A 25160-nucleotide genomic window follows, 5' to 3' on the forward strand; every position below is an offset into this window, starting at 1 on the left:
AAAAAAGCGCCGATCGACGACGATCGGCGCTTTTTTGTTGGGTCGGACGAACGCGAATGAACCGCGCGGCGCAACACCGCGTTACAGGCACACGGGCTCGGGTTCGAGCTCGACGCCGAAGCGCTCGCGCACGTCGTCCTGGATCGCGCGCGCCAGCGCGAGCACGTCGGCGCCCGTCGCGCCGCCGCGATTGACCAGCACGAGCGCCTGCCGGTCGTGCACGGCCGCCGCGCCGAGCGCGCGCCCTTTCCAGCCGCAGCGGTCGATCAGCCAGCCGGCCGCGAGCTTCACCTGCCCGTCCGGCTGCGGATACGACACGACTTCGGGTGCGCGCGCGCGCAGCGCGTCGAACTGCGCGACGTCGATCACCGGATTCTTGAAGAAACTGCCCGCGTTGCCGAGCACGAGCGGATCGGGCAGCTTCGCGCGGCGAATCGCGACAACGGCGTCGAACACGTCGCGCGGGGTCGCGGCGTCCGGCGCGATGCCGCGTGCGTCGAGCTCGCGCGTGACGTCCGCGTAGCCGAGCCGCGGCGTCCAGCGCTTGGGCAGCCGGAACGTCACGGCGACGATCGCGAAGCGGCCGCACCCTTCCCGCTTGAAGAAGCTGTCGCGATAGCCGAACCCGCAGCGCGCGGCGTCGAAGCGCTCGCTGCGCCCCGTCGCGAGCTCGACGGCGACCAGCGAGTCGAAATAGGTCTTCATCTCGAGGCCGTATGCGCCGATGTTCTGGATCGGCGCGGCGCCGACGGTGCCCGGAATCAGTGCAAGGTTCTCGAGGCCCGGCATCCCGTGCTCGAGCGTCCACGCGACGAACGCGTGCCAGGTCTCGCCGCCGCCGGCCTCGACGTACCATGCGTCGTCGTCCTCGCGCACGACGCGACGGCCGGCGATCTCGTCGAGCAGCACGACGCCGTCGAAATCGCGCGTGAACACGACGTTGCTGCCGCCGCCGAGCACGAGCTGCGGCAGCGATGCGACGCGCGGGTCGCGGTGCAGCGCCTCGAACTGCGCCGCATGCGTGACGCGCGCGGCAAAGCGCGCCTTCGCGGCAATGCCGAACGTGTTATGCGCGGCGAGCGGATGGTCGGGGAGCAGCGACAGGGCGGAATCGTCAGGAGGCATCGGCATTCGCGGTCACGTCCGCCGGGCGGGCATACGGCCGGCCTTGGGCAAACGGAGGGGCATCGGTAAAATGGCAAACAGTCCGCAATTATAGCGAGTGCCCGCGCGCGAGCCGGGCGCCCGCATCTCAAGGGAGAATGCCATGCCATCGTTCGACGTCGTTTCCGAAGCGAACATGATCGAAGTGAAGAACGCCATCGAGCAGTCGAACAAGGAAATCTCGACGCGCTTCGACTTCAAGGGCTCCGACGCGCGCGTCGAGCAGAAGGAGCGCGAGCTGACGCTGTTCGCCGACGACGATTTCAAGCTCGGCCAGGTCAAGGACGTGCTGATCAACAAGCTCGCGAAGCGCAACGTCGACGTGCGCTTCCTCGACTACGGCAAGGTCGAGAAGATCGGCGGCGACAAGGTCAAGCAGGTCGTCACCGTGAAGAAGGGCGTGACGGGCGACCTCGCGAAGAAGATCGTCAGGCTCGTGAAAGACAGCAAGATCAAGGTGCAGGCGAGCATCCAGGGCGACGCGGTGCGCGTGGCCGGCACGAAGCGCGACGACCTGCAGAGCGTGATCGCGATGCTGCGCAAGGACGTGACCGACACCCCGCTCGACTTCAACAACTTCCGCGACTGATCGACGCGGTCGGCCGCGCCGTCAAGCGCGCCGTCGACCACGCCGTCGACCAGTCACGCCGCGCCGCCGGGCCCCGCATGCGGGGCGCCCCGGCGGGCGGCGGCGGCAATCCCCTTCCTCAGGCCTTCCCGCCGTCCTGCGCGCCGCCGTCGGATGCCGCCTTCTTCTTGTCGCCGATCCGGCTTTCCTGCCCCGCCAGCAGCTTCGAGATATTGCCGCGGTGACGCCACACGAGCAGCACGCTCATCGCGAGCACGGCCCACGCGACCGGGTTGTGGCCGGTGCCGAACAGGAACACGTCGAACACCGGTGCGAACACGGCCGCCACCAGCGCCGCGAGCGACGAGTAACGGAAGAAGAACGCGACGATCAGCCAGGTCAGCGCGGTCGCGAGGCCGAGCACCGGGTGCACGGCGAGCAGCACGCCGGCCGCTGTCGCGACGCCCTTGCCGCCCTGGAAGCGGAAGAACACCGGATAGAGGTGGCCGAGGAACACGGCGATCGCGACCCACGCGACGGCGACGTCGGGCAACCCGAAGTGCCGCGCGAGCCAGACGGCGAACCAGCCCTTGAACGCGTCGCCGACGAGCGTCAGGATCGCGGCCTTCTTGTTGCCGCTGCGCAGCACGTTGGTCGCGCCGGGATTCTTCGACCCGTACGAACGGGGATCGGCCAGGCCCATCGCGGCGCTGACGACGACGGCGAACGACACCGAACCGATCAGGTAGGCAACAAGTGCGGCGAGCAGGATCTGCATGCGGAAAACTCTTCTTTCAACGTATCGGTAAAGGGACGGCCGGGCGCGGCGGGCCGGCCCGTCGGGGCAGGCGCCGCCGCGGCGAACCGCCGGCAGGCCGCGGCAGCCGGCCGTGCGGGCCGACCGGCCGAAACGGCGCCCATTCTACCGAACGAGCGCGGCCTGCCACGAAGGTGAAACCCTCAGTCGACGCTCGCGCACTGCACGGGCGTCGCGCCGAGCAGCGTCGTGAGTACCGCCGGCGCGAGGCTGACGAGGTAGCCGCGGCGGCCGCCGTTCAGGTAGATCGTCGGCAATTCGAGGATGGTCGACTCGACGTACACGGGCATCGTCTTGCGCGTGCCGAACGGCGACGTGCCGCCGACCAGATAGCCGGAATGGCGGTTCGCGACGTCGGGCTTGCACGGCTCGACGCGCTTCGCGCCGATCTGCCGCGCGAGGTTCTTGGTCGACACCGTGCGGTCGCCGTGCATCAGCACGATCAGCGGCTTCGCGTGCTCGTCCTCCATCACGAGCGTCTTCACGACGCTATGCTCGTCGACGCCGAGCTGGCGCGCCGACTCGCCGGTGCCGCCGTGCTCGACGTAATCGTACGGATGCTCGCCGAACGCGACGCCGTGGCGGCGCAGCAGCTGGGTCGCGGGTGTCTCGGACACGTGTCTGGATTTGCTCATGGCGGCATTTTAATGGCGAACGACCGGCGGGCGGCGTTGCGGCCATCGCATGCATCGCACGCCATTGCGCACGAGCGCATCACGCCTTCGCCTTCGCCTTCGCCTTCGCCTTCGCCTTCGCCTTCGCCTTCGCCTTCGCCTTCGCGACAGCGTACCGGCCGCCGGCGGTATACTCGCGGCCCTTTTGTTCCGGGCGAGCGCAGCCGCAGCCGCGTCGAGCCGATTCGCACCGCACCGCACCACACCGGCATCATTGCGGACATCGCGAAGTGCTATTGCCCGATTGACCGATTGTGGCGCGCCCGCCGCCATGGCACGATCGTTCGCAAAACTCGCCGCGCCACTGCACGGCCTTCTTCTGGAGACGCCATGTCCTCGCCTGTCCGCTCATCCGCGCCGCTCGACGTCGCGGCACTGCTCGCCGCGCTGCCCGGCCGCATCGCCGACGTGCCCGCCCGCTGGGCCGCGCAAGCGCCCGCGCACCCGGCGCTGATCGAGGACGCGCGCCGCCTGTCGTACGGCGAGCTGTCGCGGGCCGTCGATGCGGCCGCCGAGCGGCTCGCGCGCCTCGGCGTGCGCGGCGGCGATCGCGTGATGATCGTCGCGGAAAACAGCGTCGCGCAGATCGTGCTGCTGTTCGCAGCCGCGCGCGTCGACGCTTGGGCGCTCGTGTCGAACGCGCGGCTGTCGGCCGGCGAGCTCGATGCGATCGCCGCGCACGCGCGGCCGAAGCTGATCGCGTTCGCGACGGAAGCATCGCCCGATGCGCGCACGCACGCGGCGCGCCACGGCGCGACGCCCGCCGACGCGCTGCCGGTCGACATCGGCACGTGGTCGTACCGCGTCGACGCGAGCGCGCCCGACGAGCCGGTGTCACCCGACGGCGCCGCGCAGTGCGCGGCGCTGATCTACACGACCGGCACGACGGGTACGCCGAAAGGCGTGATGCTGTCGCACCGCAACCTGCTGTTCATCGCGGCGACGTCGAGCGCGCTGCGCGGCGTGTCGCCCGACGACGTCGTCTATACGGTGCTGCCCGTGTCGCACGTGTACGGGCTCGCATCGGTCTGCCTCGGCAGCCTGTACGCGGGGGCGACGCTGCGGCTCGCGCCGCGCTTCGCGCCGGAGGCCGTGCGCGTCGCGCTCGCCGACGAAGGCGTGACGATCTTCCAGGGCGTGCCCGCGATGCACGCGAAACTGCTCGAGCACCTGCACACGCACGCGCACGCATGGCATGCGCCGCGGCTGCGCTTCGCGTATTCGGGCGGCTCGCCGCTCGACGCCGACCTGAAGGCGCGCGTCGAGCGCGTATACGGCGTGCCGCTGCACAACGGCTACGGCATGACCGAGAGCAGCCCGACGATCACGCAGACGCCGCTCGACGCGCCGCGTACCGACTGCTCGGTCGGCGTGCCGATCCCGGGCGTCGAGATGCGGATCGTCGCACCGGACGGCACCGACGTGCCGCCGGGCGAAGTGGGCGAAATCCGCGTGCGCGGGCCGAACGTAATGCTCGGCTACTACCGCAACGCGGACGCGACGCGCGCGGCCGTGTCGCCGGACGGCTGGCTCAGCACCGGCGATCTCGCGCGCCAGGCAGCGGACGGCTCGGTGACGATCGCGGGCCGCAGCAAGGAGCTGATCATCCGCTCGGGCTTCAACGTGTATCCGGTCGAGGTCGAACAGGTGCTGAACGCGCACCCGGACGTCGTGCAGGCGGCCGTCGTCGGCCGTGCGGTCGAGGGCAACGAGGAAGTGCTCGCGTTCGTCGAGCTGGTGCCGGGCGCGGCCGCGACCGAGGCCGCGCTGCAGGCGTGGTGCGCGCAACGGCTCGCGCCGTACAAGCGCCCCGCGCGCATCCGTGTGCTCGATGCGCTGCCCGCCGCATCGACGGGCAAGGTGCTGAAGCACAAGCTGCGCGAACTCGCGTGACGCGCGGCGCCGGCCGCATCCCGCGCGTAGGCCGGCGCGCGCCGCGCTAACCGCGCGGGTGGTGTTGCGCGTGCAGCGTCTTCAGCCGCTCGCGCGCGACGTGCGTGTAGATCTGCGTGGTCGAGATGTCGCTGTGGCCGAGCAGCAGCTGCACGACCCGCAGGTCGGCGCCGTGGTTCAGCAGGTGCGTCGCGAACGCGTGGCGCAGCGTATGCGGCGACAGGTGCGCGCGCACATCGGCCTGCTGCGCGTGGCGCTTGATGATGTTCCAGAACTGCTGGCGGGTCATCCCGTCGCCGCGCGCGGTCACGAACAGCGCGTCGGCCGCGCGCGCGCCGAGCAACGCGGGCCGCGCGTCGCGCAGATAGCGTTCGATCCAGCCGTGCGCGACTTCGCCGAACGGCACGAGCCGTTCCTTCGAACCCTTGCCCATCACACGCACGACACCCTCGTTGAGCCCGACCTCGACGGTCTTCAGCGTCACGAGCTCGCTCACGCGCAGCCCGCTCGCGTACATCAGCTCGAGCATCGTGCGATCGCGCAGGCCGAGCGGCGTGCCGATGTCGGGCGCGCCGAGCAGCGCTTCGACCTGCGCCTCGGACAGCGTCGACGGAAACCGCGCGGCCTGCTTCGCCGACGTGATCCGCAGCGTCGGGTCCGCGCTCGCGTGACGCTCGCGCACGGCCCAGCCGTAATAGCGCCGGAACACCGACAACCGCCGGTTCGACGACGTCGCCTTGCCGTCGCTGCGCGCGGCGATGTAGCCCGTCAACATCGCTTCGTCGGCCGAGTCAAGCGACGTGTCGTGCGTCGCGGCCAGCCATTGCGAAAACAGCGCCAGGTCGCGCCGGTACGCATCGAGCGTGTTGCGCGCGAGCCCATGCTCGAGCCACAGCGCATCGCAGAACACGTCGATCGACGCGCGGCTCGCGAGCAGCGCGGGCGATGCGGCGGCCGCGGCATCGCTGGCGTCGGATGCGGAATCGGAATCGGGGGAAAGCAACGGTTCGCTCATCAGTACGGCACGCCTTCATGCGCCAGCAGCCAGCGCTTCACTTTCTGGTAATAGCCATTGTCGTCGTGATTCGCGAAACCGCCGAGGCCGCCGGCCGCGACGACGCGATGACACGGGATCACGAGCGGGAAATAGTTCGCGCCGCACGCCTGGCCGACCGCGCGCGGCGCGCTGCCGATCCGCTTCGCGACCTGCCCGTAGGTCAGCACCGTGCCCGGCGGAATGTCGCTGATCACGTTCCACACGCGGTGCTGGAATGCACTGCCGACGTCGGCAAGCGGCAGGTCGAAGCGCGCCGACGCACGCTCGAAATAACGTTCGATCTGCTCGACCGCGCGCTTCGCGAGCGGCGAATCCGGATCGACCGACTTGACCGACTCGGGCAGATAGACGATCTCGCGCACCACCGCGGCATCGGTGCGGATGCCGACCTTGCCGAACGGCGCGTCGATGACTGCGTTGAACATGAACTTCTCCTGACCGGTGAAACACGCGGCGCCGCCGCGCGCCGACGACACTTTACGCCGCCTTCATGCGGCACGCAGCGCCCATTCGACATGCTCGCGCACGACCGGCGACGGATCGTCGGCCCGTGCGCGCAACGCGGCGACGATCGCGGTGCGCGCTTCGGGTGCGAGCCGATCGGCCGGCGCGCGCAACGCATTGCCGAGCCCGACCGCGAGATTGCGCAGCCAGCTTTCGTAACCGATGCGCCGGATCGCGCTGCCCTGCATCCGCGTGTCGAACGCGTCGGCGTCCCACGCGAACAGCTCGACGAGCGTCGCGCGGTCGAGCCCGTGCCGCACGTCGAAATCGGCGACGGGCGCGGCCTGCGCGAACTTGTTCCACGGACACACGAGCTGGCAGTCGTCGCAACCGTACACGCGGTTGCCGATCATCGGCCGCAGCGGCTCCGGAATGCTGCCTTTCAGTTCGATCGTCAGGTACGAGATGCAGCGGCGCGCGTCGACGCGATACGGTTCGACGATCGCGCCCGTCGGGCACGCGCCGATGCAGCGCGTGCAGCTGCCGCAGTGCGCGCCGGGCGTCTCGGGCGCGCGCTCGGGCACCGTTTGCGCGTCGGTCGGCAGCGGCACGTCGACGTAGATTTCGCCGAGGAAGAACAGCGAACCCGCGTCGCGCTGCAGCAACAGCGTGTGCTTGCCGCGCCAGCCGACCCCGGCCTTCTGCGCGAGCTCGACCTCGAGCACCGGCGCCGAATCGGTGAACACGCGGTAGCCGAATGCGCCGATCTCGCGCTCGATGCGCTCCGCGAGCGTCTGCAGCCGGTTGCGCAGCACCTTGTGATAGTCGCGGCCGCGTGCGTAGATCGACACGACGGCCGCCTGCGGATCGTCGAGACGCGCGCGCTCGCGTGCGCGCCAGTCGTGCGGCGCGAGCGCGCCCGATGACGCATCGGGCGCGTCGGCGGCGAGCGTTTCGGCCGGCAGATAGGCGAGCCGCGCGGAAATCACGCGTCGCGTACCGGCCACAAGTTCGGCCGGCCGCGCGCGTTTCATCCCGTGTTTCGCCATATAATCCATTTCGCCGTGGTACCCGGCTTCCAGCCAGGCGGCGAGGCCTGCTTCGGCATCCGAGAGATCGGTATCGCTGATGCCTATCGCCCCGAAACCCAATTCGCGCCCCCACGCCCTGATGCGCGCGGCGAGCGCAGCCAACGTCGCATCATCGAGCGCGCACGGCGCCGCGCCTTCGGCACGAGTCGAAGGCCTGTCGGATGCGGCGAGTTCCGGTAATCGGTTCATCGCACTATTTTACGAGAATGCCAGCCACGTCCCATACGCCTCATGCCGACACGCTGCCCGCCCCGCTCGCGGAGCGCGTGATCGCACTCGCCGACGAAGCGGCGACCGAGGCCTTCGGCACCCGCTTCGCGCACGCGCTCGACGCGGCGCGTAGCGAACTCGCCCATGCACACGCGTTCAACGGGCTGCAGATCCAGCTGATCGGCGACCTCGGCGCGGGCAAGACGACCCTCGTGCGCGCGATCCTGCGCGGCCTCGGCCACCCGGGGCGCGTGCGCAGCCCGACCTACACGCTCGTCGAACCGTACGCGTTCGCGCGCGACGACGGGGAACTTGAGGTCTATCACTTCGATCTGTATCGATTCAACGATCCGGCCGAATGGTCCGATGCAGGCTTTCGCGAGTATTTCAATTCCAGCGCGATCTGCCTCGTCGAATGGCCGCAGCAGGCGGGCCCCCTGCTCGGCGTGCCCGATCTGGTTTTCTCGCTCGACGTGGATGGCGACGGCCGCGCCCTCACCGTCCGTGCGTACAGCGCTTCAGGAAAGGCATGTCTCGAAAGATGTTGATCAAACCGTTCCGCTCGATCGAATCGGCGGCCACCGCCACGCACAACTGGCGGCGCCGCCAGATCCTGTGCGCGGGCGCGTCGACGCTGGTGCTCGGCCTCGTCGCGCCGCGGCTCGCGCACGCGTCGTCGGTGCTCGGCGTGCGTGTATGGCCCGCGCGCGATTACACGCGCGTCACGATCGAATCCGACCAGCCGCTGCAGAATAGCCAACAGCTGCTGCAGGGTCCCGACCGGCTCGTCGTCGACCTGAACGGGCTCGACCTCGACCAGGCGCTGCGCGACCTCGTGTCGAAGATCGCGCCGAACGATCCGCAGATCCAGTCGGTGCGCGTCGGCCAGTATCAGCCGCACGTGGTGCGGATGGTGTTCGACCTGAAAGGCTCGGTGAAGCCGCAGGTGTTCACGCTGCCGCCGGTCGGCACCTACAAGTACCGGCTCGTGTTCGACCTGTATCCGGCCGTCGCGCCCGATCCGCTGACCGACCTGATCGCGCAGACGGAACGCAAGGAACAGGCGCTCAACGACACCGCGCGCGCGCAGCAGGTGCAGCCGCCGGGCGCGCTGAACGGGCCGGCGACGCCGCCCGTCGCGGGCAACGACAACAGCGACGCGTTCTTCCAGCGCTTCGCGCAGAACACGCCGGCCGCGCCGCGCACGCCGCCGGCCGCCGCGACGCCGTCTTCGCCTGCCACGCCCGCGAAGCCGGCCGTCAAGCCGCCGCCCGTCATCGCGCGCCGCGACGACAGCGAGGACGACGGCGATACCTACAAGTTCACCGCGCCGAAATCCGGCAAGGGCGGCACCGTGCGCCTGCTGACGGTCGCGATCGACCCGGGCCACGGCGGCGAGGATCCGGGCGCGATCGGCGGCGGCGGCACGTACGAGAAACACGTCGCGCTCGACATCGCGAAGAAGCTGCGCGCGAAGATCGACGGCGCGCCGAACATGCGCGCGATGATGACGCGCGACGCCGACTTCTTCGTGCCGCTGAACGTGCGCGTGCAGAAGGCGCGCCGCGTCGGCGCGGACCTGTTCGTGTCGATCCACGCCGATGCGTTCACGACGCCGTCCGCGCGCGGCTCGTCGGTGTTCGCGCTGTCCGACCACGGCGCGTCGAGCGCCGCGGCGCGCTGGCTCGCGAACAAGGAGAACTCGTCCGACCTGATCGGCGGCATCAACATCAAGACCCAGGACGCGGCAGTCAGCCGCGCGCTGTTCGACATGTCGACGACCGCGCAGATCCGCGATTCGCTGCGCTACGGCAACTACGTACTGAAGGAAGTCGGCGGCATCAACAAGCTGCACAAGGGCTCGGTCGAGCAGGCCGGGTTCGCGGTGCTGAAAGCGCCCGACATTCCGTCGATCCTCGTCGAGACGGCGTTCATCAGCAATCCGGAAGAGGAAAGCCGGCTGAACGACGACAGCTATCGCGACCAGATGGCCGACGCGATCTTCCGCGGCATCAAGCGTTACTTCGCCGCGAATCCGCCGCTCGCGAAGAGCCGGATGGCCTGACCGGCCACCCTTCCCCGCCGCCGGCACGCGCTGCGTGCCGGCGCGTCACGACGCCGCGAAGCGGCGCGCGAGCTTCCCGCCGAACACGTTCACCGCGAGCCCGCCCATCACGAGCGCGGCGCCGATCAGCTGCGCGTCCGTCAGATGCTCGTCGAGCAGCAGCGCCGACGACGCGAGCCCGACGATCGGCACCAGCAGCGAGAACTGCGCGACCTGGGCGGCCGGATAACGCGACATCAGGCGGCTCCACAAGCCGTAGCCGAGCAGCGTCGCGACGAACGCGAGATAGACGACCGCGAAGATCGACGCGCCGTTCAGCCCGAGCAGCGCGGCCTCGATCCGCTGCGGCCCCTCGAACCACAGCGACAGCAGGAAGAACGGCACCGGCGGCACGAGGCTCGCCCACACGACGAGCGACACCAGGTTGGCCTTGCCCAGCTTCTTCGTGACGATATTGCCGAACGCCCACATCGCGGCCGAGCAGAGGGTCAGCAGGAAGCCCGCGAGCGTCATCGCGCGGCCGCCCTGCGCAGCGATCACGACGAGTCCGGCCGCGGCGACCGCGAGCCCGACCAGGCTCTGCACGCGCAGCCGCTCGCCGAGGAACAGCATCGCGAACACCAGCGTGAAGAATGCCTGCGACTGCAACACGAGCGACGCGAGGCCGGCCGGCATGCCGACGTACATGCCGGTAAACAGGAGCACGAACTGGCCGAGCTGGATCGTCGCGCCGTACAGGATCAGCATGCGCCACGGAATCTGCGGCCGGCGCACGAAGAACACCGCGGGCACCGCGGCGAGCGTGAAGCGCAGCGCGCCGAGCAGCATCGGCGGCATGCCGTGCAGGCCGACCTTGATCACGACGAAGTTCACGCCCCACGCCAGGATCACGACCAGCGCGAGCAGCAAGTCCTTCGGGGCCATCATCGGCGTCTCCTCGATTTTGTCGGATGGTTTCCTGAACGCCGCTCAGTCTACCGAATTTCGCCGCGCGACCCGATACCCGCGCGGCGCACATGGAATCGGCGCCAGGCACGGCGCCGTGGACGCGCCGCACGACGCGTGCCTGCCCCGCGGCCGCATCGCGCGGCGGATATCCGGCTGCCCGTTGCACGCGTGGCCGCCGTGCCGCCAGTACAATGACCGGCATTCCTGCCGTTCCCCACGAGGCCCGCCATGACCGATCCGATCAAAGCCCTGCTGAAGCCGCACATCCGCGACATCGGCAACCTGCAGGTGCGCCGCACGCTGCCCGCGCTCGCCGCACGCCTCGTCGGCCCGTTCATCTTCTTCGATCACATGGGGCCCGCGACGCTGCCGGCCGGCACCGGCCTCGACGTGCGCCCGCATCCGCATATCGGGCTCGCCACCGTCACCTACCTGTTCGACGGCGCGATCCTGCACCGCGACAGCCTCGGCTCGCTGCAGGAGATCGTGCCGGGCGACGTGAACTGGATGACGGCCGGCCGCGGCATCGTCCATTCGGAGCGCACGCCCGACGCGCAGCGCGCGAGCGGCCACACGGTGCACGGGATCCAGACCTGGGTCGCGCTGCCGGTTGCCAACGAGACCACCGAGCCGTCGTTCGAGCACCATGCGGCCGACACGCTGCCCAAGCGCGACGAAAACGGCGTGTCGCTCACGGTGATCGCCGGCGACGCGTTCGGCCTGCGCTCGCCCGTCACGACGTTCTCGCGCACGCTGTACGTCGCCGCCGAATTCGCGGCCGGCGGCCACCTCGAACTCGACGCGTCGCACGAGGAACGCGCGGTCTACGTGGTCGACGGCGACCTGTCGATCGACGGCACGCCGGTGCCGGCCGAGCAGATGGCCGTGCTCGCACCGGGCGCCACCGTCACGCTCGCGAGCGGCAACGGCGCGCGCGCGATGCTGCTGGGCGGCGACAAGATCGACGGCGAGCGCTTCATCGAATGGAACTTCGTCGCCAGCAGCCGCGACGCGATCGAGCGCGCGAAACGGGCGTGGACGAACCAGGAAATGGGCAAGGTGCCCGGCGAAACCGAGTGGATTCCGCTGCCCGAGTCGAAGCCGCGTTGAAAAAGGGGCGCGCCGCCCCCATCCTGACGACATTCGAACCGAAGAGAACGACATGGACACCACGCTTGCCACTTTCGAGAAAGACGTCATCGAGGCGTCGCTGGACACGCCCGTGCTGGTCGACTTCTGGGCGCCGTGGTGCGGCCCCTGCAAGACGCTCGGTCCGCTGCTCGAAAAGCTCGAAGCCGACTACGAAGGCCGCTGGAAGCTCGTGAAGGTGAACGTGGACGAGAACCAGGAGCTCGCCGCGCACTTCCAGACGCGCAGCATCCCGCACGTGATCGCGTTCGCCGACGGGCGCCCGGTCGACCAGTTCATCGGCGTGCTGCCGGAAGGCCAGTTGCGCGCGTTCCTCGACCGGCTGCTGCCCGCGCCCGACGAAGCAGAGCGCCGCGCCGCACAATACGCGATCGCCGAATCGCGCTACGACGATGCGATCACCCACCTCGAAGCGGCGCTCGCGCTGAACCCCGGCTTCGACGACGCGCGGCTCGACCTGATCGAACTGCTGCTCGCGAACAACCAGGTGGACGCCGCACGCGCCGAGGCCGAACGCCTGTCGCCGCAGACCGTGCAGGGCACCGATCCGCGCTACCAGGCGATCAAGACCCGTTTCGATGCGCTCGACGCGACGGCCGACCTGCCGCCGACCGACGCGCTCGAGGCGCGCATCGCGGCGAACCCCGCCGATCTCGACGCACGCTTCGACCTCGCGCAGAGCCTGATCGCGCGCCGCGCGTACGAAGGCGCGCTCGAGCAGTTGCTCGAAATCGTGCTGCGCGACCGCGCGTATGGCGACGACCTCGGCCGCCGCACGATGATCTCGGTGTTCGAGCTGGCGGGCGATCGCCCGGAACTCGTCGCCGCGTGGCGGCGCAAGCTGAGCATGGCGCTCAACTGACGAACGAACGGCCGGGCCGCGATGGCCTGGCCGACTCGCCTCGTCGCGCGCGGCGGGTCCGCCGCGCCGCAACATTCCTTGGCGCGTCGCTCGACGCCCCGATCAACCCGCGGCCCGCGCCGCGATCGCCCGCAACGCATGCGCGGCGGCCGCGAAACCGAAGCTCGCGGTCACGCACACGCTCGAACCGAACCCCGCGCAGTTGAGCCCCGCGACATGCGCGGCGGTGGACGGTTCCGCGCCATCCTCGATGTCGCACGCGGCCGCTTCCGGATAGATCAGCGGCTCGTCCGAATACACGGCGCTGACCTTGAAGCGCGCCTTCGGCCCGCGCGGAAAGCCGTGCTGCTTGCGCAGCTGCGCACGCACCTTCGACAGCAGCGGATCCTGGATCGTCAGCGCGAGATCGTCGATGCGGATGCGCGTCGGGTCGAGCTGCCCGCCTGCGCCGCCGACCGTGACGAGCGGCTGCCCTTTCGCGACGCACCACGCGATCAGCGCGACCTTCGTGCGCACGCTGTCGATCGCGTCGATCACGTAGTCGAAGCCGCCGCCGAGCAGCGCGTCGAAGTTGTCGGGTTCCGCGAAATCCTCGATCCGGTTCACGCGGCACGCGGGATCGATCAGCGCGATCCGCTCGGCCATCGCGTCGACCTTCGGCTTGCCGTAATTGCCGTCGAGCGCGTGGATCTGCCGGTTCGTATTGCTTTCGGCGACGTTGTCGAGATCGATCAGCGTCAGCGTGCCGATCGCGCTGCGCGCGAGCGCCTCGGCCGTCCACGACCCGACGCCGCCGATGCCGATCACGGCCACGTGCGCGCCCTCGAACGCGGCGAGCGCCGGGGCGCCGTACAGCCGCGCGATGCCGCCGAAGCGGCGCTCGCGATCCACGTCAAGCTGGATTGTCGGGGTCGGGGTAAGATCAGAGGAACTGAGCGGGGCGGTGTCGGCAGCGGACATGGCAGCAAGGAAAACGTAAGTCGAGCAGCCCTCTATTTTGCCTGAACTCCCCGCCGGCACGCGCCACTGTGCACGCACGATTCTCGCGCGTTAGCTATACTGGCCCCAGATTGAAGCGTTCGCATAACATGACGACTCTCGCCGATCTCCGCATCAACTATTCGCGTGCTTCGCTCGACGAAGCCGATGCCGCCCCCGACCCCTTCGCCCAGTTCGATCGCTGGTTCAAGGAGGCGCTCGCCGCCAAGCTCCCCGAGCCCAACACGATGACGCTCGCCACCGTCGGCGACGACGGCCGGCCGTCGGCACGCATCGTGCTCATCAAGGCTGTCGACGAACGCGGGTTCGTCTTCTTTACCAATTACGAAAGCCGCAAGGGGCGCGACCTCGCCGCCCATCCGTACGCGGCACTGCTGTTCTACTGGATCGAACTCGAGCGCCAGGTGCGCATCGAGGGCCGGATCGAAAAGACCAGCGCCGACGAAAGCGACCGCTATTTCGCGTCGCGCCCGCTCGGCTCGCGCATCGGCGCGTGGGCGTCCGAGCAGAGCGCCGTGATCGACAGCCGCGCGACGCTCGAAGCGCGCGAGAAGGACGTGGCCGAACGCTACGGCGAGAACCCGCCGCGCCCGCCGCACTGGGGCGGCTATCGCGTCGTGCCCGACGCGATCGAGTTCTGGCAGGGCCGCCCGTCGCGGCTGCACGACCGCCTGCTCTATACGCGCGACGCCGCTGCGGCGTCGGGCTGGACGATCTCGCGCCTGTCGCCGTAAGCCGAACCGCGGCCGCGGTGCCGCTTGCCGGTCGTGTCTCGTGTTGCATCCGGGCGCCCGCCTCGCAGGAGGCGGGCGCCGGTCAAGATACTTGGCTGTATTCGATTCAACGAACAAACGGAGAATCCAAATGTTCTGGGAAAAGAAGCTGGCACAGTGGGCGGACGAAGTACGGGCGAAAGCGAACATACCGGCGCGCCTCGTGCTGTGGAACGGCGATCAACTCGATTTCGGCACCTTCAGCGCACCGCAGGTCACGCTGAAGGTCAACAGCGCGTCGGCGCTGCCGCTCTTGCTCGAACCGAGCCTCGACAATCTCGGCGAGGCGTACGTGAAGGGCAAGATCGACATCGAAGGCCGGCTGTCGGACATCATCAACATCAGCTATTCGCTCGCGCGCAGCACGGTCACCAGCGCGAGCAAGCTCGCGCGCGTGAAGCGCTACTTCAATCACACGAAGAACACCGACCGGAAGGCGATCCAGTATCACTACGACGTCTCGAACGAGTTCTACCAGCTGTGGCTCGACGAGAACATGGTGTACTCGTGCGCGTACTTCGAGAACGGCGACGAGGATCTCGCGACCGCGCAGATCAAGAAGATCGACCACATCCTGACCAAGATCCAGCTGGAGCCCGGCCAGCGCCTGCTCGACATCGGCTGCGGCTGGGGCGCGCTCGTGCTGCGCGCCGCGCAGAAGTTCGGCGCGACGTGCCTGGGCGTGACGCTGTCGCAGAACCAGTTCGATCTCGCGACCGCGCGCGTGAAGGCCGCCGGGCTCGAGGACAAGATCGAGATCCGCCTGCAGGACTACCGCGAGATCGACGGGCAGTTCGACCGCATCACGAGCGTCGGGATGTTCGAGCACGTCGGCCGCAAGAACCTGCCGCTCTATTTCTCACGCGTGCACGACCTGCTGACCGACGACGGCATCGCGATGAACCACGGGATCACGTCGACCGACGCGGAAAGCGGCGAAACAGCGCTCGGCGGCGGCGAATTCATCGACCGCTACGTGTTCCCGGACGGCGAGCTGCCGCACATCAGCCTCGCGCTCGAAGCGGCGCAGCGCGGCGGGCTCGAGGCGATTGACGTCGAAAGCCTGCGGCGGCACTATGCGCGCACGCTCGACATCTGGACCGAGAACTTCGAGGCGAAGGCGGACCAGGCGCGCGCGCTCGTCGACGACGAGAAATTCCGCATCTGGCGCGTGTACCTCGCCGGTTGCGCGTATGCGTTCGAACACGACGACGTGTCGATCTTCCAGATCGTGTGCCGCAAGGCCGGACGCAGCGCGAAAACGCTGCCGTGGTCGCGGCGCTACATGTACGAACACACGCTGCCGCGCTAGGCGGCACTTCACGCTGGGCATGCATGGGTGACGGCAGGACGCGGCGCAACACGCCGCCGCAACGACAGCAGCGCGACGAACCGGACGGATCGCACGCCGACGGGCAGTTCGACCTGTTCGGCGGCGCGGCGCCCGACGACGCGCGCGCGGCCGCGCCCGCGGATGGCGACAGCGCTGCCGGCGAACGCGCGACGCCGGACGAGCACGACACTGCGCGGCCGGCAAAGTCGCCCGCGCGCCCCGGCCGTGCATCGCCCCGCCCTTGCGCCGACCAGGAGCCGGTGGAACCGCCCCCCGCCTCCGGCCTGCTGTGGGACGAGCCGTCTCCACCGGCCGCGCCGCCGAAGAAAAGCCGGCGCCGGCGCGGCGTGCCGCCCGCCCCGGTTTCCGCGGAAGTCGCCGCCGCCGCGGCCGCGCTGCCGCCCAATGTGCGGCTCGGCACGTCGTCGTGGTATTTCCCCGGCTGGGACGGCATCGTCTACGACGGCGATTTCGCGCAGACGAAGCTGTCGCGCGAAGGGCTCGAGGCGTACGGCGCGCATCCGCTGCTGAAGAGCGTAAGCCTCGACCGCTCGTTCTACGGGCCGCTGTCGGTGGCCGATTACCTGCGCTACGCGCAACAGGTGCCGGACGACTTCCGCTTCGTCGTGAAGGCGCCGGCGTCCGTCACCGACGCGGTCGTGCGCGGCAGGCGCGGCGAGCCGTCGGGCCCGAACCCGACCTTCCTCGACGCGCAGCTCGCGACCCGGGAATTCGTGCAGCCGTGCCTCGAAGGGCTCGGCCGGAAGGCCGGCGTGCTGGTGTTCCAGTTCTCGCCGATGCCGGATCAACTGCTCGCCGAGCCGGCCGCGCTGATCGACCGGCTGTCGGCATTCTTCGCGGCATTGCCGCCGCTGCCGCCGGACGCCGACGGCACGCGCTACGCGATCGAGATCCGCGACGCGAGCCTGCTCACGCCGCGCTTCATCCGCGCGCTCGCGGCGCTCGGCGTGCGCTACTGCGTCGGCCTGCACGCGCGGATGCCAGACCCGCTGCGCCAGGCGGCCGCGCTCGCGCTGCTCGACGGCGATGCGCCGGGCCCGCTGATCGTGCGCTGGAGCCTGCACGGCGGCTTCAAGTACGAACAGGCGAAAGCGAAGTACGAGCCGTTCGACAAGCTCGTCGACGAGGACCCGGCCACGCGCGCGGCGCTCGCCGAGCTGGCCGCGCGCTACGCGCTGGCCGGACAGCCGGTGATCATCACGATCAACAACAAGGCGGAAGGCTCCGCGCCGCTGTCGTGCCTCGCGCTCGCGCGCGAGATCGCCGCCGCGTGCGCGCACTGGCGCAGCGAGGCGGCGTAGGGGTCGCGATGCGGGTGCCCGCGCCGCTTGCGGCTGACGCGCCGATTACGCGCCGCGCTGCGACTTCAGCCGGTGCGAGAACTTCTGGCGGAATTTCGCGAGCTTCGGCCCGATCACGACCGAGCAGTAGCCCTGCCCCGGATTGCGTGCGTAATAGTTCTGATGATAGTCCTCGGCCGGCCAGTAGTTGCCGTCGAGCGGCACGACCTGCGTGACGATCGGCCGCCCGAACACCTGCTCGCGCTCCAGTTCGCGGATCACGTCGAGCGCGACGTCGCGCTGCGCGTCGGAATGCGTGAACACGACCGACCGGTATTGCGTGCCGACGTCGTTGCCCTGCCGGTTCAGCTGGGTCGGATCGTGCGTCGCGAAGAAGATCTCGAGGATCTCGCGATAACCGATGCGCGCCGGATCGAACGTCACGTTCACGACCTCGGCGTGACCGGTGTCGCCGTCGCAGACGTCGCGATAGCCGGGATTGCGCGTATGGCCGCCCGCATAGCCCGACTGGACGGCCGTCACGCCGTCGACGTCGAGAAACACGGCCTCCGTGCACCAGAAGCACCCGCCGCCCACAGTCGCGGTTTCAAGCATCTCGTTCACCATGAAATCAGTACCTCGTTGAAGACGGCGGCCGGCACGCAGGCGCGCGCCGGCGCCGCCGGTCCTTATCGTCGCTGCCCGGTTGCCCGGCGCGCAGCGGCAGCGTTCAAGTATCTCACTCGCGCGCGAATCCGGCAGAACCGCATGCGCGCCGCGCGCCACCGGCTGCGCGTTTCTCGACTACACTTAGGCACGCTTCGCCGCGACGGCACACCGTCCGGCTGCACGCAGCGTCCGATGCATGCCCGCCCTGATGCCAACAACATCTGCCGGAACATCGATATGCACGCCTCAGCAGAAATCGCCCGCATGACGGGCCCGGCCGCCGGTGCCCCGCGCGCCGTCGCCTTCACCGCACCCTCGCGTCACCGTACGCCCGTTGCGGCGCCTGCGCGACGATCCGGCGCGCCGCGTTTCCCCGCTTTCCCGACCTGATGCACCGCACCGCGCGTCCTGCAATCGCGCGCCACCGCCTGTGCATTCCCGTCACGCAACCTGTTCGACCCGCACGCCCGCAGTGAACGGCCGTGCGCCCGTGATCCGATACAACCGAGAGAGGCACCACGATGAGCATGCGGCCTGACCCGACCTTTCACGCTTCGCCGGAACTTGCGATGCAGGCGCCGGCGGAGGAATTTGCCTATACGTTGTTGCTGAGCCCCGATTTTTCCAGGCCCGACGCGCTCGCCGTGATCGACGTGAAACCCGGCTCGGCGACCTACGGCAAGATCGTGCACACGGTGACGATGCCGAACACCGGCGACGAATTCCACCACTTCGGCTGGAATGCGTGCTCGTCGTCGCTGTCACCGCTGACCGGTCACGCGTTTCTCGAGCGCCGCTTCCTGATCATTCCGGGCCTGCGCTCGTCTCGGATCTACGTGATCGACACGAAGCCGCACCCGACGCAGGCGCGCATCCACAAGATCATCGAGCCCGGCGAGGTGTTCGCGAAGACCGGCTATTCGCGGCCGCACACGGTTCATTGCGGCCCCGAGGGCATCTACGTGAGCACGCTCGGCGGCGCGGGCCCGGACGGCACCGACGGCGCGCCCGGCATCTTCATCATGGACTGCGAGACCTTCGACGTGCTCGGCCGCTGGGAAATCGACCGCGGCCCGCAGGACAAGCATTACGACTTCTGGTGGAACCTGCCGCGCGACTACATGGTGTCGAGCGAATGGGCGCTGCCGCCGCAATTCGAGAACGGCATCGTGCCGGAAGACCTGCTCGCGAACCGCTACGGCCACCGGCTGCATTTCTGGGACCTGCGCGCGCGGCGCAACGTGCAGACGATCGATCTCGGCGCGCAGCACCAGATGGCGCTCGAAGTGCGGCCCGCGCACGATCCGGTGCGCGAATACGGGTTCGTCGGCGTCGTGGTCGACACGACCAATCTCGAAGGATCGATCTGGACCTGGTGGCGCGAGGACGGCCAGTTCCATGTGGAGAAGACCGCGACGATCCCGCCCGAGCCGGCCGCCGCCGACGAACTGCCGCCGCTGCTCCAGGGATTCGGCGCGGTGCCGCCGCTCGTGACCGACATCGACCTGTCGCTCGACGACCGTTTCCTGTACGTATCGTGCTGGGGCACGGGCGAGATGCGTCAGTACGACGTGTCGGATCCGCGTCACCCGGTGCTCGCCGGGTCGGTGCGCATCGGCGGGATCGTGCGCCGCGCGCCGCACTCGAACGGCCGCGCGTTCGCCGGCGGCCCGCAGATGGTGGAAATCAGCCGCGACGGCCGGCGCGTGTACTGGACCAACTCGCTCTACTCGACGTGGGACGACCAGTTCTATCCGGACGGCGTGCCGGCCGCGCAGGTGCTCGCGCATGCGGGGCCGGACGGCGGGCTGACGCTCGCCGACGACTACTGGGTCGAGTTCCCCGACGGCTATCGCGCGCACCAGATCCGGCTGGAAGGCGGCGACTGCTCGACCGACTCGTTCTGCTATCCGTCGGTCAAGCGTTGAGCGCCGGCCTCTCCGCGCCGCTCGCGCTGTGGGCGGCCGTGCTCGCGAGCGGCGTCTATCACGGGCTCAATCCGGCGATGGGCTGGCCGCTCGCGGTGTCGAACGCGTTGATGACGCGCCGCGACGGCGCGCTCGTCGCGGCGCTCGGCTATCTCGCGCTCGGCCATGCGCTCGCGGTATTCATGGTGATGCTGCCGTTCGGGCTGCTCGCCGCGCTGCTTGCATGGCAGTCGGCGATCCGGATCGGCGCGAGCGCGCTCGTGATCGGCTTCGGCGCGGTGCTGCTGATCCGGCGGCGTCACCCGCGTGCGCTCGCGCGGATTCCGCCCGCGCGGCTCGGGCTGTGGTCGTTCGCGGTCGCGCTCGCGCACGGCGCCGGGCTGATGCTGGTGCCGATCTATCTGGGGCTTTGCGGGCTCGACACGGACGCCGGCGATCGCGCGGCGGCCACGCTCGTCGACGCGCATCTCGGAATGGCGCTCGTCGTCGCGGCCGTGCACGCGGCCGCGATGATCGGTACGGGCGGCGTGCTCGCGTGGCTCGTGTACCGCTATCTCGGGCTGAAGTTCGTCGCGCGGAGCTGGTTCAACCTCGATGCGGTGTGGGCGTCGAGCCTGATCCTGACGGGTGTGCTGTCGCTCGGGCTGGCGGCGGCGCGGTAGCGCACGCGCGGCGGCTGCCGCGCGGGATTCATGGCGTGGCGGATGGCCTGCCGCATGGGCGGGCCACCGACCGCGCGCGATAAAACACGCCAGAAACGCCGCCGCCGGCCCGATCGCGGCGCCGCGCGACTGTGTTCGCTACCTCACGCTGGCCCCGCAATGCACCGTCCGCACGGGCCCGGCGGTCGCGATTCCGCTAAAATCGCGCCATGCGCACCACTTCCCGACCGACCGCCCTGGCCTTGCCGCCTTTCGTCCGCCGCGCCTCCCGCACCCGCCGCGCGCCGCGCCTGTCCGTTTCGATCCGGATGGCCGCCCGATGAAGCATGCCACCCCGCCCGATTTCGACTCGGCCGCCTTTCGCCAGGCGCTCGGCCAGTTCGCGACCGGCGTCACGGTCATCACGACGCGTGCGCCGTCCGGGCAGCTGATCGGCATCACCGCGAGCTCGTTCAACTCGGTGTCGCTCGATCCGCCGCTCGTGCTGTGGAGCCTCGCGCACAAATCGGCGTCGACGCCGGTGTTCCGCAGCAACAGCCATTACGTGGTGAACGTGCTCGCGGCGTCGCAGCTCGACCTGTGCAAGCGCTTCTCGACCTACAAGGGCGACCGCTTCGAAGGGATCGCGCACGCGGCCGGCAACTCGGGCATGCCGGTGCTCGACGGTGCGCTCGCGTGGTTCGAATGCCACAACCGCAGCCGCTACGACGAAGGCGACCATGTGATCTTCGTCGGCGAAGTGGAACGCTGCGGCGTGCGTGCCGTGTCGGATGCCGCTCCGCCGCTCGTGTTCCACGGCGGCGGCTTCCACGGCCTCACACCGCTTTGATCGCCCCCATGCGCGCCAGCCCGACCGGCGCGCCCGCTTCGTCCTTCAGCGTCTGCAGCACGATGTTCGAACGGATGTCCATCACGCCCGGCGCCTTGTAGAGCCGGTTCAGCACGAAATCCGAATAGTGCTTGAGGTTGTGCGCGAGCACGCGCAGCAGGTAGTGGCTCTCGCCCGTCACGACGAACGCGCCGACCACCTCCGGCCATTCGCGCAGCGCCTCCGCGAAGCGCTCGTGCCATTGATTCTCTTCGTTGCGCATCGACACCTGCACGAACGCCTCGAGCTCGAAGCCGAGCTTCTCGCGGCTCAGGCACGCGCGATAGTGCTCGATCACGCCCTGCTCCTCGAGCAGGCGCATCCGGCGCAGACAGGCGGATGGCGAAAGCGAGATGCGTTCCGCCAGATCGAGATTGCTGATTCTGCCCTCTTCCTGCAGGACCGCCAGAATCCGGCAGTCGGTGGCATCGAGCGTGATCGCGTGCATTTTTGGTCCCCGTTTTCCCTCTGAGTCGAATTATCTGCCAATCGGGCGGATTGTCCATGTTTATTTCGCAAGCACTTTCTGCGAGCGTCCACCTATCATTCGAAGCATCGATTCACCGACTCGTCATGCCATGGACACACTCTGGGACATCTCGCCGCCCGTCAGCCCCGCCACCCCCGTGTGGCCGGGCGACACGCCGGTTTCCGTCGAACGCGTATGGCGGATGGAGGCCGGCTCGCCGGTCAACGTCGCGCGCCTGACGCTGTCGCCGCATACCGGCGCGCACTGCGACGCGCCGCTTCACTACGATGCCGACGGCGCGCCGATCGGCGCGGTGCCGCTCGACACCTATCTCGGCCCGTGCCGCGTGATCCACTGCATCGGCGCATCGCCGGTCGTGCGTCCGGCCGACCTCGAGGCCGCGCTCGCCGGCGTGCCGCCGCGCGTGCTGCTGCGCACCTATGCGCGCGCCAGCGTCGCGCAATGGGACAGCAGCTTCTGCGCGGTCGCGCCCGAGACCGTCGACCTGCTCGCCGCGCACGGCGTCAAGCTGATCGGCATCGATACGCCGTCGCTCGACCCGCAGGACTCGAAGACCATGGATGCGCATCACCGCGTGCGCGCGCACCGGATGGCGATCCTCGAAGGGATCGTGCTCGACGACGTGCCGCCCGGCGACTACGAGCTGATCGCGCTGCCGCTGAAATTCGCGACGCTCGACGCGAGCCCCGTGCGTGCGGTGCTGCGCGCGCTGCCCGGCCGATCCTCCTGATTCATCCAACCATCGACCCGCGAACCACTCGTCCGCGAACTACTGACCCGACATCATGATCATCAAGACCCGTGAAGACGCGCTCGCCCTCGACCGCGACGACCCGCTCGCCGCGCTGCGCGACCAGTTCGCGCTGCCCGACGGCGTGATCTATCTCGACGGCAACTCGCTCGGCGCGCAGCCGCGCGCATCGGCCGCCCGCGCTCAACAGGTGATCGGCGCCGAATGGGGCGAAGGCCTGATCCGCAGCTGGAACACCGCCGGCTGGTTCGCGCTGCCGCGCCGCCTCGGCGACAAGCTCGCGACGCTGATCGGCGGCGCGCCCGGCGAAACCGTCGTGACCGACACCATCTCGATCAACCTGTTCAAGCTGCTGTCGGCGATGCTGCGCCACCAGGCCGAACGCGCGCCGGAGCGCCGCGTGATCGTGTCGGAGCGCTCGAACTTCCCGACCGACCTGTACATCGCGCAAGGGCTGATCGAACAGCTCGGCGGCGACTACGAGCTGCGCCTGATCGACGATCCGGCGGACCTGCCCGACGCGCTCGGCGCGGACACGGCCGTCGCGATGATCACGCACGTGAACTACCGCACCGGCTACATGCACGACATGCCGGCCGTCACGCAGCTCGTGCACGATGCGGGCGCGCTGATGCTGTGGGATCTCGCGCATTCGGCCGGCGCGGTGCCGGTCGACCTGAACGGCGCGCACGCGGACGGCGCGGTCGGCTGCACGTACAAGTACCTGAACGGCGGCCCCGGCTCGCCCGCGTTCGTGTGGGTGCCGCAGCGCCATCTCGCGCACTTCGCGCAGCCGCTGTCCGGCTGGTGGGGCCACCGCGCACCGTTCGCGATGCAGCCGGCCTTCGCGCCCGATCCGGGCATCGCGCGCTTCCTGTGCGGCACGCAGCCGATCGTGTCGATGTCGATGGTCGAATGCGGGCTCGACGTGTTCCTGCAGACCGACATGCACGCGATCCGCCGCAAGTCGCTCGCGCTGACCGACGCGTTCATCGCGCTCGTCGAAACGCGCTGCGCGGGCCTGTCGCTGAAGCTCGTCACGCCGCGCGCGCATCACCAGCGCGGCTCGCAGGCGAGCTTCGAGCATCCGCACGGCTACGAGGTGATGCAGGCGCTGATCGCGCGCGGCGTGATCGGCGACTACCGCGAGCCTTACGTGCTGCGCTTCGGTTTCACGCCGCTCTATACGCGCTTCGTCGACGTGTGGGATGCCGTCGAGACGCTGCGCGACATCCTCGCCACCGACGCGTGGAAGGCGCCCGAGTTCGCCGAGCGCGGCGCGGTGACCTGATCGCTTCCAGCCCGGCGCGCGCCGCCGCGACGTGCGAATTGCGCGCCGCGCCCCGTCATTCAAATCTGGAGAAAGTCGTGAATTCTGGTCATATTCAGCCACCCGGCAACGACGCGCCGGCGGGCTGCCCGTTCTCGGGCGCACGCGCGGCCCAACCGGCTCATGAAGCGCCGCACGTGCCCGGCGAAGCCACCGCTCAAGCCGGCTGGCACGATGCGCAGCTCGATTTCTCGAAGTCGATGAGCTACGGCGACTACCTGTCGCTGAACGCGATCCTCGACGCGCAGCATCCGCTGTCGCCCGATCACAACGAGATGCTGTTCATCATCCAGCATCAGACGAGCGAGCTGTGGATGAAGCTCGCGCTGTTCGAGCTGCGCGGCGCGCTCGACGCGGTGCGCGGCGACGCGCTGCCGCCCGCGTTCAAGATGCTCGCGCGCGTGTCGCGGATCCTCGAGCAACTCGTGCAGGCGTGGAACGTGCTGTCGACGATGACGCCGTCCGAGTATTCGGCGATGCGGCCGTATCTCGGCCAGTCGTCGGGCTTCCAGTCGTACCAGTACCGGCAGCTCGAATTCCTGCTCGGCAACAAGAACGTGCAGATGCTGCAGCCGCATGCGCACCGGCCCGACATCCTCGAACAGGTGCGCGCGACCCTCGAGGCACCGTCGTTCTACGACGAGGTCGTGCGCCTGCTCGCACGGCGCGGTTTCCCGATCGCGCCGGAACGGCTCGAGCGCGACTGGACACAGCCGATGCGTCACGACGAAACGGTCGAAGCCGCGTGGCTCGAGGTCTATCGTCACCCGCAGCAGCACTGGGAGCTCTACGAGATGGCCGAGGAACTCGTCGATCTCGAGGATGCGTTCCGCCAGTGGCGCTTCCGCCACGTGACGACCGTCGAGCGCATCATCGGCTTCAAGCAGGGCACCGGCGGCACGAGCGGCGCGCCGTATCTGCGCAAGATGCTCGACGTCGTGCTGTTCCCCGAGCTCTGGCACGTGCGCACCACGCTGTAACGCACGCCTCGCGCCCGCGCGTCACGACGACGTGCGGGCCGGCGCCTCCCCTTCGCGCGGCAACGCGCGTTCGTGTGCACGCCGCGGAATGTGCCGCCGCAGCCGGCGCCGCCGGCTCGCGCAAGGGCCGGGCA

The 25160-nt window shown here is 69.3% G+C and carries 26 protein-coding genes; 15 read left to right on the top strand and 11 right to left on the bottom strand.

Features of this window, described 5'->3' with window-relative positions:
- Positions 1-81: 81 nt before the first annotated feature.
- Entirely contained in the window at positions 82-1131 is a 1050-nt protein-coding gene (gene murB / locus DID98_RS10650; protein ID WP_124570660.1) for a UDP-N-acetylmuramate dehydrogenase, read from the bottom strand.
- Positions 1132-1267: 136 nt separating this feature from the next.
- On the opposite strand from murB, the gene DID98_RS10655 reads away from it, so the two are divergent.
- A complete protein-coding gene (locus DID98_RS10655) occupies positions 1268-1753 on the top strand; it encodes a YajQ family cyclic di-GMP-binding protein (RefSeq protein ID WP_014896235.1) in 486 nt (161 codons plus the stop codon).
- 118 nt (positions 1754-1871) lie between these two features.
- On the opposite strand, the gene plsY is transcribed toward DID98_RS10655, so the two are convergent.
- From plsY to DID98_RS10670, 3 genes are all read right to left on the bottom strand, one after another.
- On the bottom strand, positions 1872-2510 hold the full coding sequence (gene plsY / locus DID98_RS10660; protein ID WP_124570661.1) for a glycerol-3-phosphate 1-O-acyltransferase PlsY: 639 nt from the start codon (positions 2508-2510) through the stop codon (positions 1872-1874).
- A 182-nt stretch (positions 2511-2692) separates the two neighbouring features.
- Positions 2693-3184: a Cys-tRNA(Pro) deacylase gene (gene ybaK, locus DID98_RS10665; protein ID WP_044848566.1), complete on the bottom strand. Its 492-nt coding sequence runs from the start codon at positions 3182-3184 to the stop codon at positions 2693-2695.
- Complete coding sequence (locus DID98_RS10670; RefSeq protein ID WP_124570662.1) at positions 3181-3447, bottom strand: hypothetical protein; 267 nt, start codon at positions 3445-3447, stop codon at positions 3181-3183. Before DID98_RS10670 ends, ybaK begins: the two co-directional genes overlap by 4 nt.
- Positions 3448-3553: 106 nt before the next feature.
- Here DID98_RS10670 and DID98_RS10675 point away from each other — a divergent pair, with 106 nt between their 5' ends.
- Positions 3554-5116, top strand: coding sequence for a class I adenylate-forming enzyme family protein (locus tag DID98_RS10675; protein ID WP_124570663.1), 1563 nt, complete (start codon positions 3554-3556; stop codon positions 5114-5116).
- Positions 5117-5162: 46 nt separating this feature from the next.
- On the opposite strand, the gene xerD is transcribed toward DID98_RS10675, so the two are convergent.
- The 3 genes from xerD to queG form a co-directional block, all read right to left on the bottom strand.
- Positions 5163-6131: a site-specific tyrosine recombinase XerD gene (gene xerD, locus DID98_RS10680; protein ID WP_185500332.1), complete on the bottom strand. Its 969-nt coding sequence runs from the start codon at positions 6129-6131 to the stop codon at positions 5163-5165.
- Positions 6131-6598, bottom strand: coding sequence for a methylated-DNA--[protein]-cysteine S-methyltransferase (locus DID98_RS10685; protein ID WP_124486964.1), 468 nt, complete (start codon positions 6596-6598; stop codon positions 6131-6133). The genes xerD and DID98_RS10685 overlap by 1 nt, the downstream gene beginning before the upstream one ends.
- A gap of 63 nt (positions 6599-6661) precedes the next feature.
- Positions 6662-7897, bottom strand: a complete 1236-nt coding sequence (queG, locus tag DID98_RS10690; RefSeq protein ID WP_124570664.1) for a tRNA epoxyqueuosine(34) reductase QueG — start codon at positions 7895-7897, stop codon at positions 6662-6664.
- A gap of 17 nt (positions 7898-7914) precedes the next feature.
- Between queG and tsaE the strand changes: the two genes are divergently transcribed.
- The gene (gene tsaE, locus DID98_RS10695; RefSeq protein ID WP_044848561.1) at positions 7915-8466 is read left to right on the top strand and encodes a tRNA (adenosine(37)-N6)-threonylcarbamoyltransferase complex ATPase subunit type 1 TsaE; all 552 of its coding nucleotides are present in this window, start codon (positions 7915-7917) and stop codon (positions 8464-8466) included.
- Positions 8448-9983, top strand: a complete 1536-nt coding sequence (locus tag DID98_RS10700; protein ID WP_124522990.1) for an N-acetylmuramoyl-L-alanine amidase — start codon at positions 8448-8450, stop codon at positions 9981-9983. The genes tsaE and DID98_RS10700 overlap by 19 nt, the downstream gene beginning before the upstream one ends.
- A gap of 45 nt (positions 9984-10028) precedes the next feature.
- Here the strand turns inward: DID98_RS10700 and DID98_RS10705 are convergent, their stop codons facing one another.
- A complete protein-coding gene (locus DID98_RS10705; protein WP_185640843.1) occupies positions 10029-10907 on the bottom strand; it encodes an EamA family transporter in 879 nt (292 codons plus the stop codon).
- Between the two features lie 252 nt (positions 10908-11159).
- Here DID98_RS10705 and DID98_RS10710 point away from each other — a divergent pair, with 252 nt between their 5' ends.
- Positions 11160-12041, top strand: a complete 882-nt coding sequence (locus DID98_RS10710; RefSeq protein WP_124570665.1) for a pirin family protein — start codon at positions 11160-11162, stop codon at positions 12039-12041.
- 52 nt (positions 12042-12093) lie between these two features.
- Positions 12094-12942, top strand: a complete 849-nt coding sequence (trxA, locus tag DID98_RS10715; RefSeq protein WP_044848557.1) for a thioredoxin — start codon at positions 12094-12096, stop codon at positions 12940-12942.
- A gap of 102 nt (positions 12943-13044) precedes the next feature.
- Here trxA and tcdA read toward each other — a convergent pair whose 3' ends face one another.
- A complete protein-coding gene (tcdA, locus tag DID98_RS10720; protein ID WP_044848556.1) occupies positions 13045-13902 on the bottom strand; it encodes a tRNA cyclic N6-threonylcarbamoyladenosine(37) synthase TcdA in 858 nt (285 codons plus the stop codon).
- 128 nt (positions 13903-14030) lie between these two features.
- Here tcdA and pdxH point away from each other — a divergent pair, with 128 nt between their 5' ends.
- The 3 genes from pdxH (at position 14031) to DID98_RS10735 (ending at position 17369) form a co-directional block, all read left to right on the top strand.
- Positions 14031-14675, top strand: a complete 645-nt coding sequence (gene pdxH / locus DID98_RS10725; RefSeq protein WP_044848555.1) for a pyridoxamine 5'-phosphate oxidase — start codon at positions 14031-14033, stop codon at positions 14673-14675.
- 130 nt (positions 14676-14805) lie between these two features.
- The gene (locus DID98_RS10730) at positions 14806-16026 is read left to right on the top strand and encodes a cyclopropane-fatty-acyl-phospholipid synthase family protein (protein WP_124486959.1); all 1221 of its coding nucleotides are present in this window, start codon (positions 14806-14808) and stop codon (positions 16024-16026) included.
- Between the two features lie 23 nt (positions 16027-16049).
- Positions 16050-17369, top strand: coding sequence for a DUF72 domain-containing protein (locus DID98_RS10735; protein ID WP_124570666.1), 1320 nt, complete (start codon positions 16050-16052; stop codon positions 17367-17369).
- 45 nt (positions 17370-17414) lie between these two features.
- Here the strand turns inward: DID98_RS10735 and msrA are convergent, their stop codons facing one another.
- Complete coding sequence (msrA, locus tag DID98_RS10740; protein ID WP_124570667.1) at positions 17415-17975, bottom strand: peptide-methionine (S)-S-oxide reductase MsrA; 561 nt, start codon at positions 17973-17975, stop codon at positions 17415-17417.
- Positions 17976-18538: 563 nt separating this feature from the next.
- Here msrA and DID98_RS10745 point away from each other — a divergent pair.
- The 3 genes from DID98_RS10745 to DID98_RS10755 all read left to right on the top strand — a co-directional run bounded on the left by DID98_RS10745 (position 18539) and on the right by DID98_RS10755 (position 21436).
- On the top strand, positions 18539-19945 hold the full coding sequence (locus tag DID98_RS10745) for a selenium-binding protein SBP56-related protein (protein WP_124486957.1): 1407 nt from the start codon (positions 18539-18541) through the stop codon (positions 19943-19945).
- Complete coding sequence (locus tag DID98_RS10750) at positions 19942-20607, top strand: hypothetical protein (RefSeq protein ID WP_124486956.1); 666 nt, start codon at positions 19942-19944, stop codon at positions 20605-20607. Before DID98_RS10745 ends, DID98_RS10750 begins: the two co-directional genes overlap by 4 nt.
- A 319-nt stretch (positions 20608-20926) precedes the next feature.
- Positions 20927-21436, top strand: a complete 510-nt coding sequence (locus DID98_RS10755) for a flavin reductase family protein (RefSeq protein WP_044844459.1) — start codon at positions 20927-20929, stop codon at positions 21434-21436.
- Here DID98_RS10755 and DID98_RS10760 read toward each other — a convergent pair.
- Positions 21423-21923 (bottom strand): Lrp/AsnC family transcriptional regulator, encoded by a 501-nt coding sequence (locus DID98_RS10760; protein ID WP_044844460.1) that lies wholly within the window; start codon positions 21921-21923, stop codon positions 21423-21425. The genes DID98_RS10755 and DID98_RS10760 overlap by 14 nt on opposite strands.
- A gap of 130 nt (positions 21924-22053) precedes the next feature.
- Here DID98_RS10760 and kynB point away from each other — a divergent pair, with 130 nt between their 5' ends.
- The 3 genes from kynB to kynA all read left to right on the top strand — a co-directional run bounded on the left by kynB (position 22054) and on the right by kynA (position 25026).
- Positions 22054-22695: an arylformamidase gene (gene kynB / locus DID98_RS10765; protein ID WP_124522983.1), complete on the top strand. Its 642-nt coding sequence runs from the start codon at positions 22054-22056 to the stop codon at positions 22693-22695.
- 55 nt (positions 22696-22750) lie between these two features.
- A complete protein-coding gene (gene kynU, locus DID98_RS10770; RefSeq protein WP_409362336.1) occupies positions 22751-24007 on the top strand; it encodes a kynureninase in 1257 nt (418 codons plus the stop codon).
- A gap of 92 nt (positions 24008-24099) precedes the next feature.
- The gene (gene kynA, locus DID98_RS10775) at positions 24100-25026 is read left to right on the top strand and encodes a tryptophan 2,3-dioxygenase (protein ID WP_124570716.1); all 927 of its coding nucleotides are present in this window, start codon (positions 24100-24102) and stop codon (positions 25024-25026) included.
- The last annotated feature ends 134 nt before the right edge of the window (positions 25027-25160 follow it).

It is taken from the genome of Burkholderia sp. Bp8984, from assembly GCF_003853755.1.
In the GTDB taxonomy this organism is placed as follows: domain Bacteria; phylum Pseudomonadota; class Gammaproteobacteria; order Burkholderiales; family Burkholderiaceae; genus Burkholderia.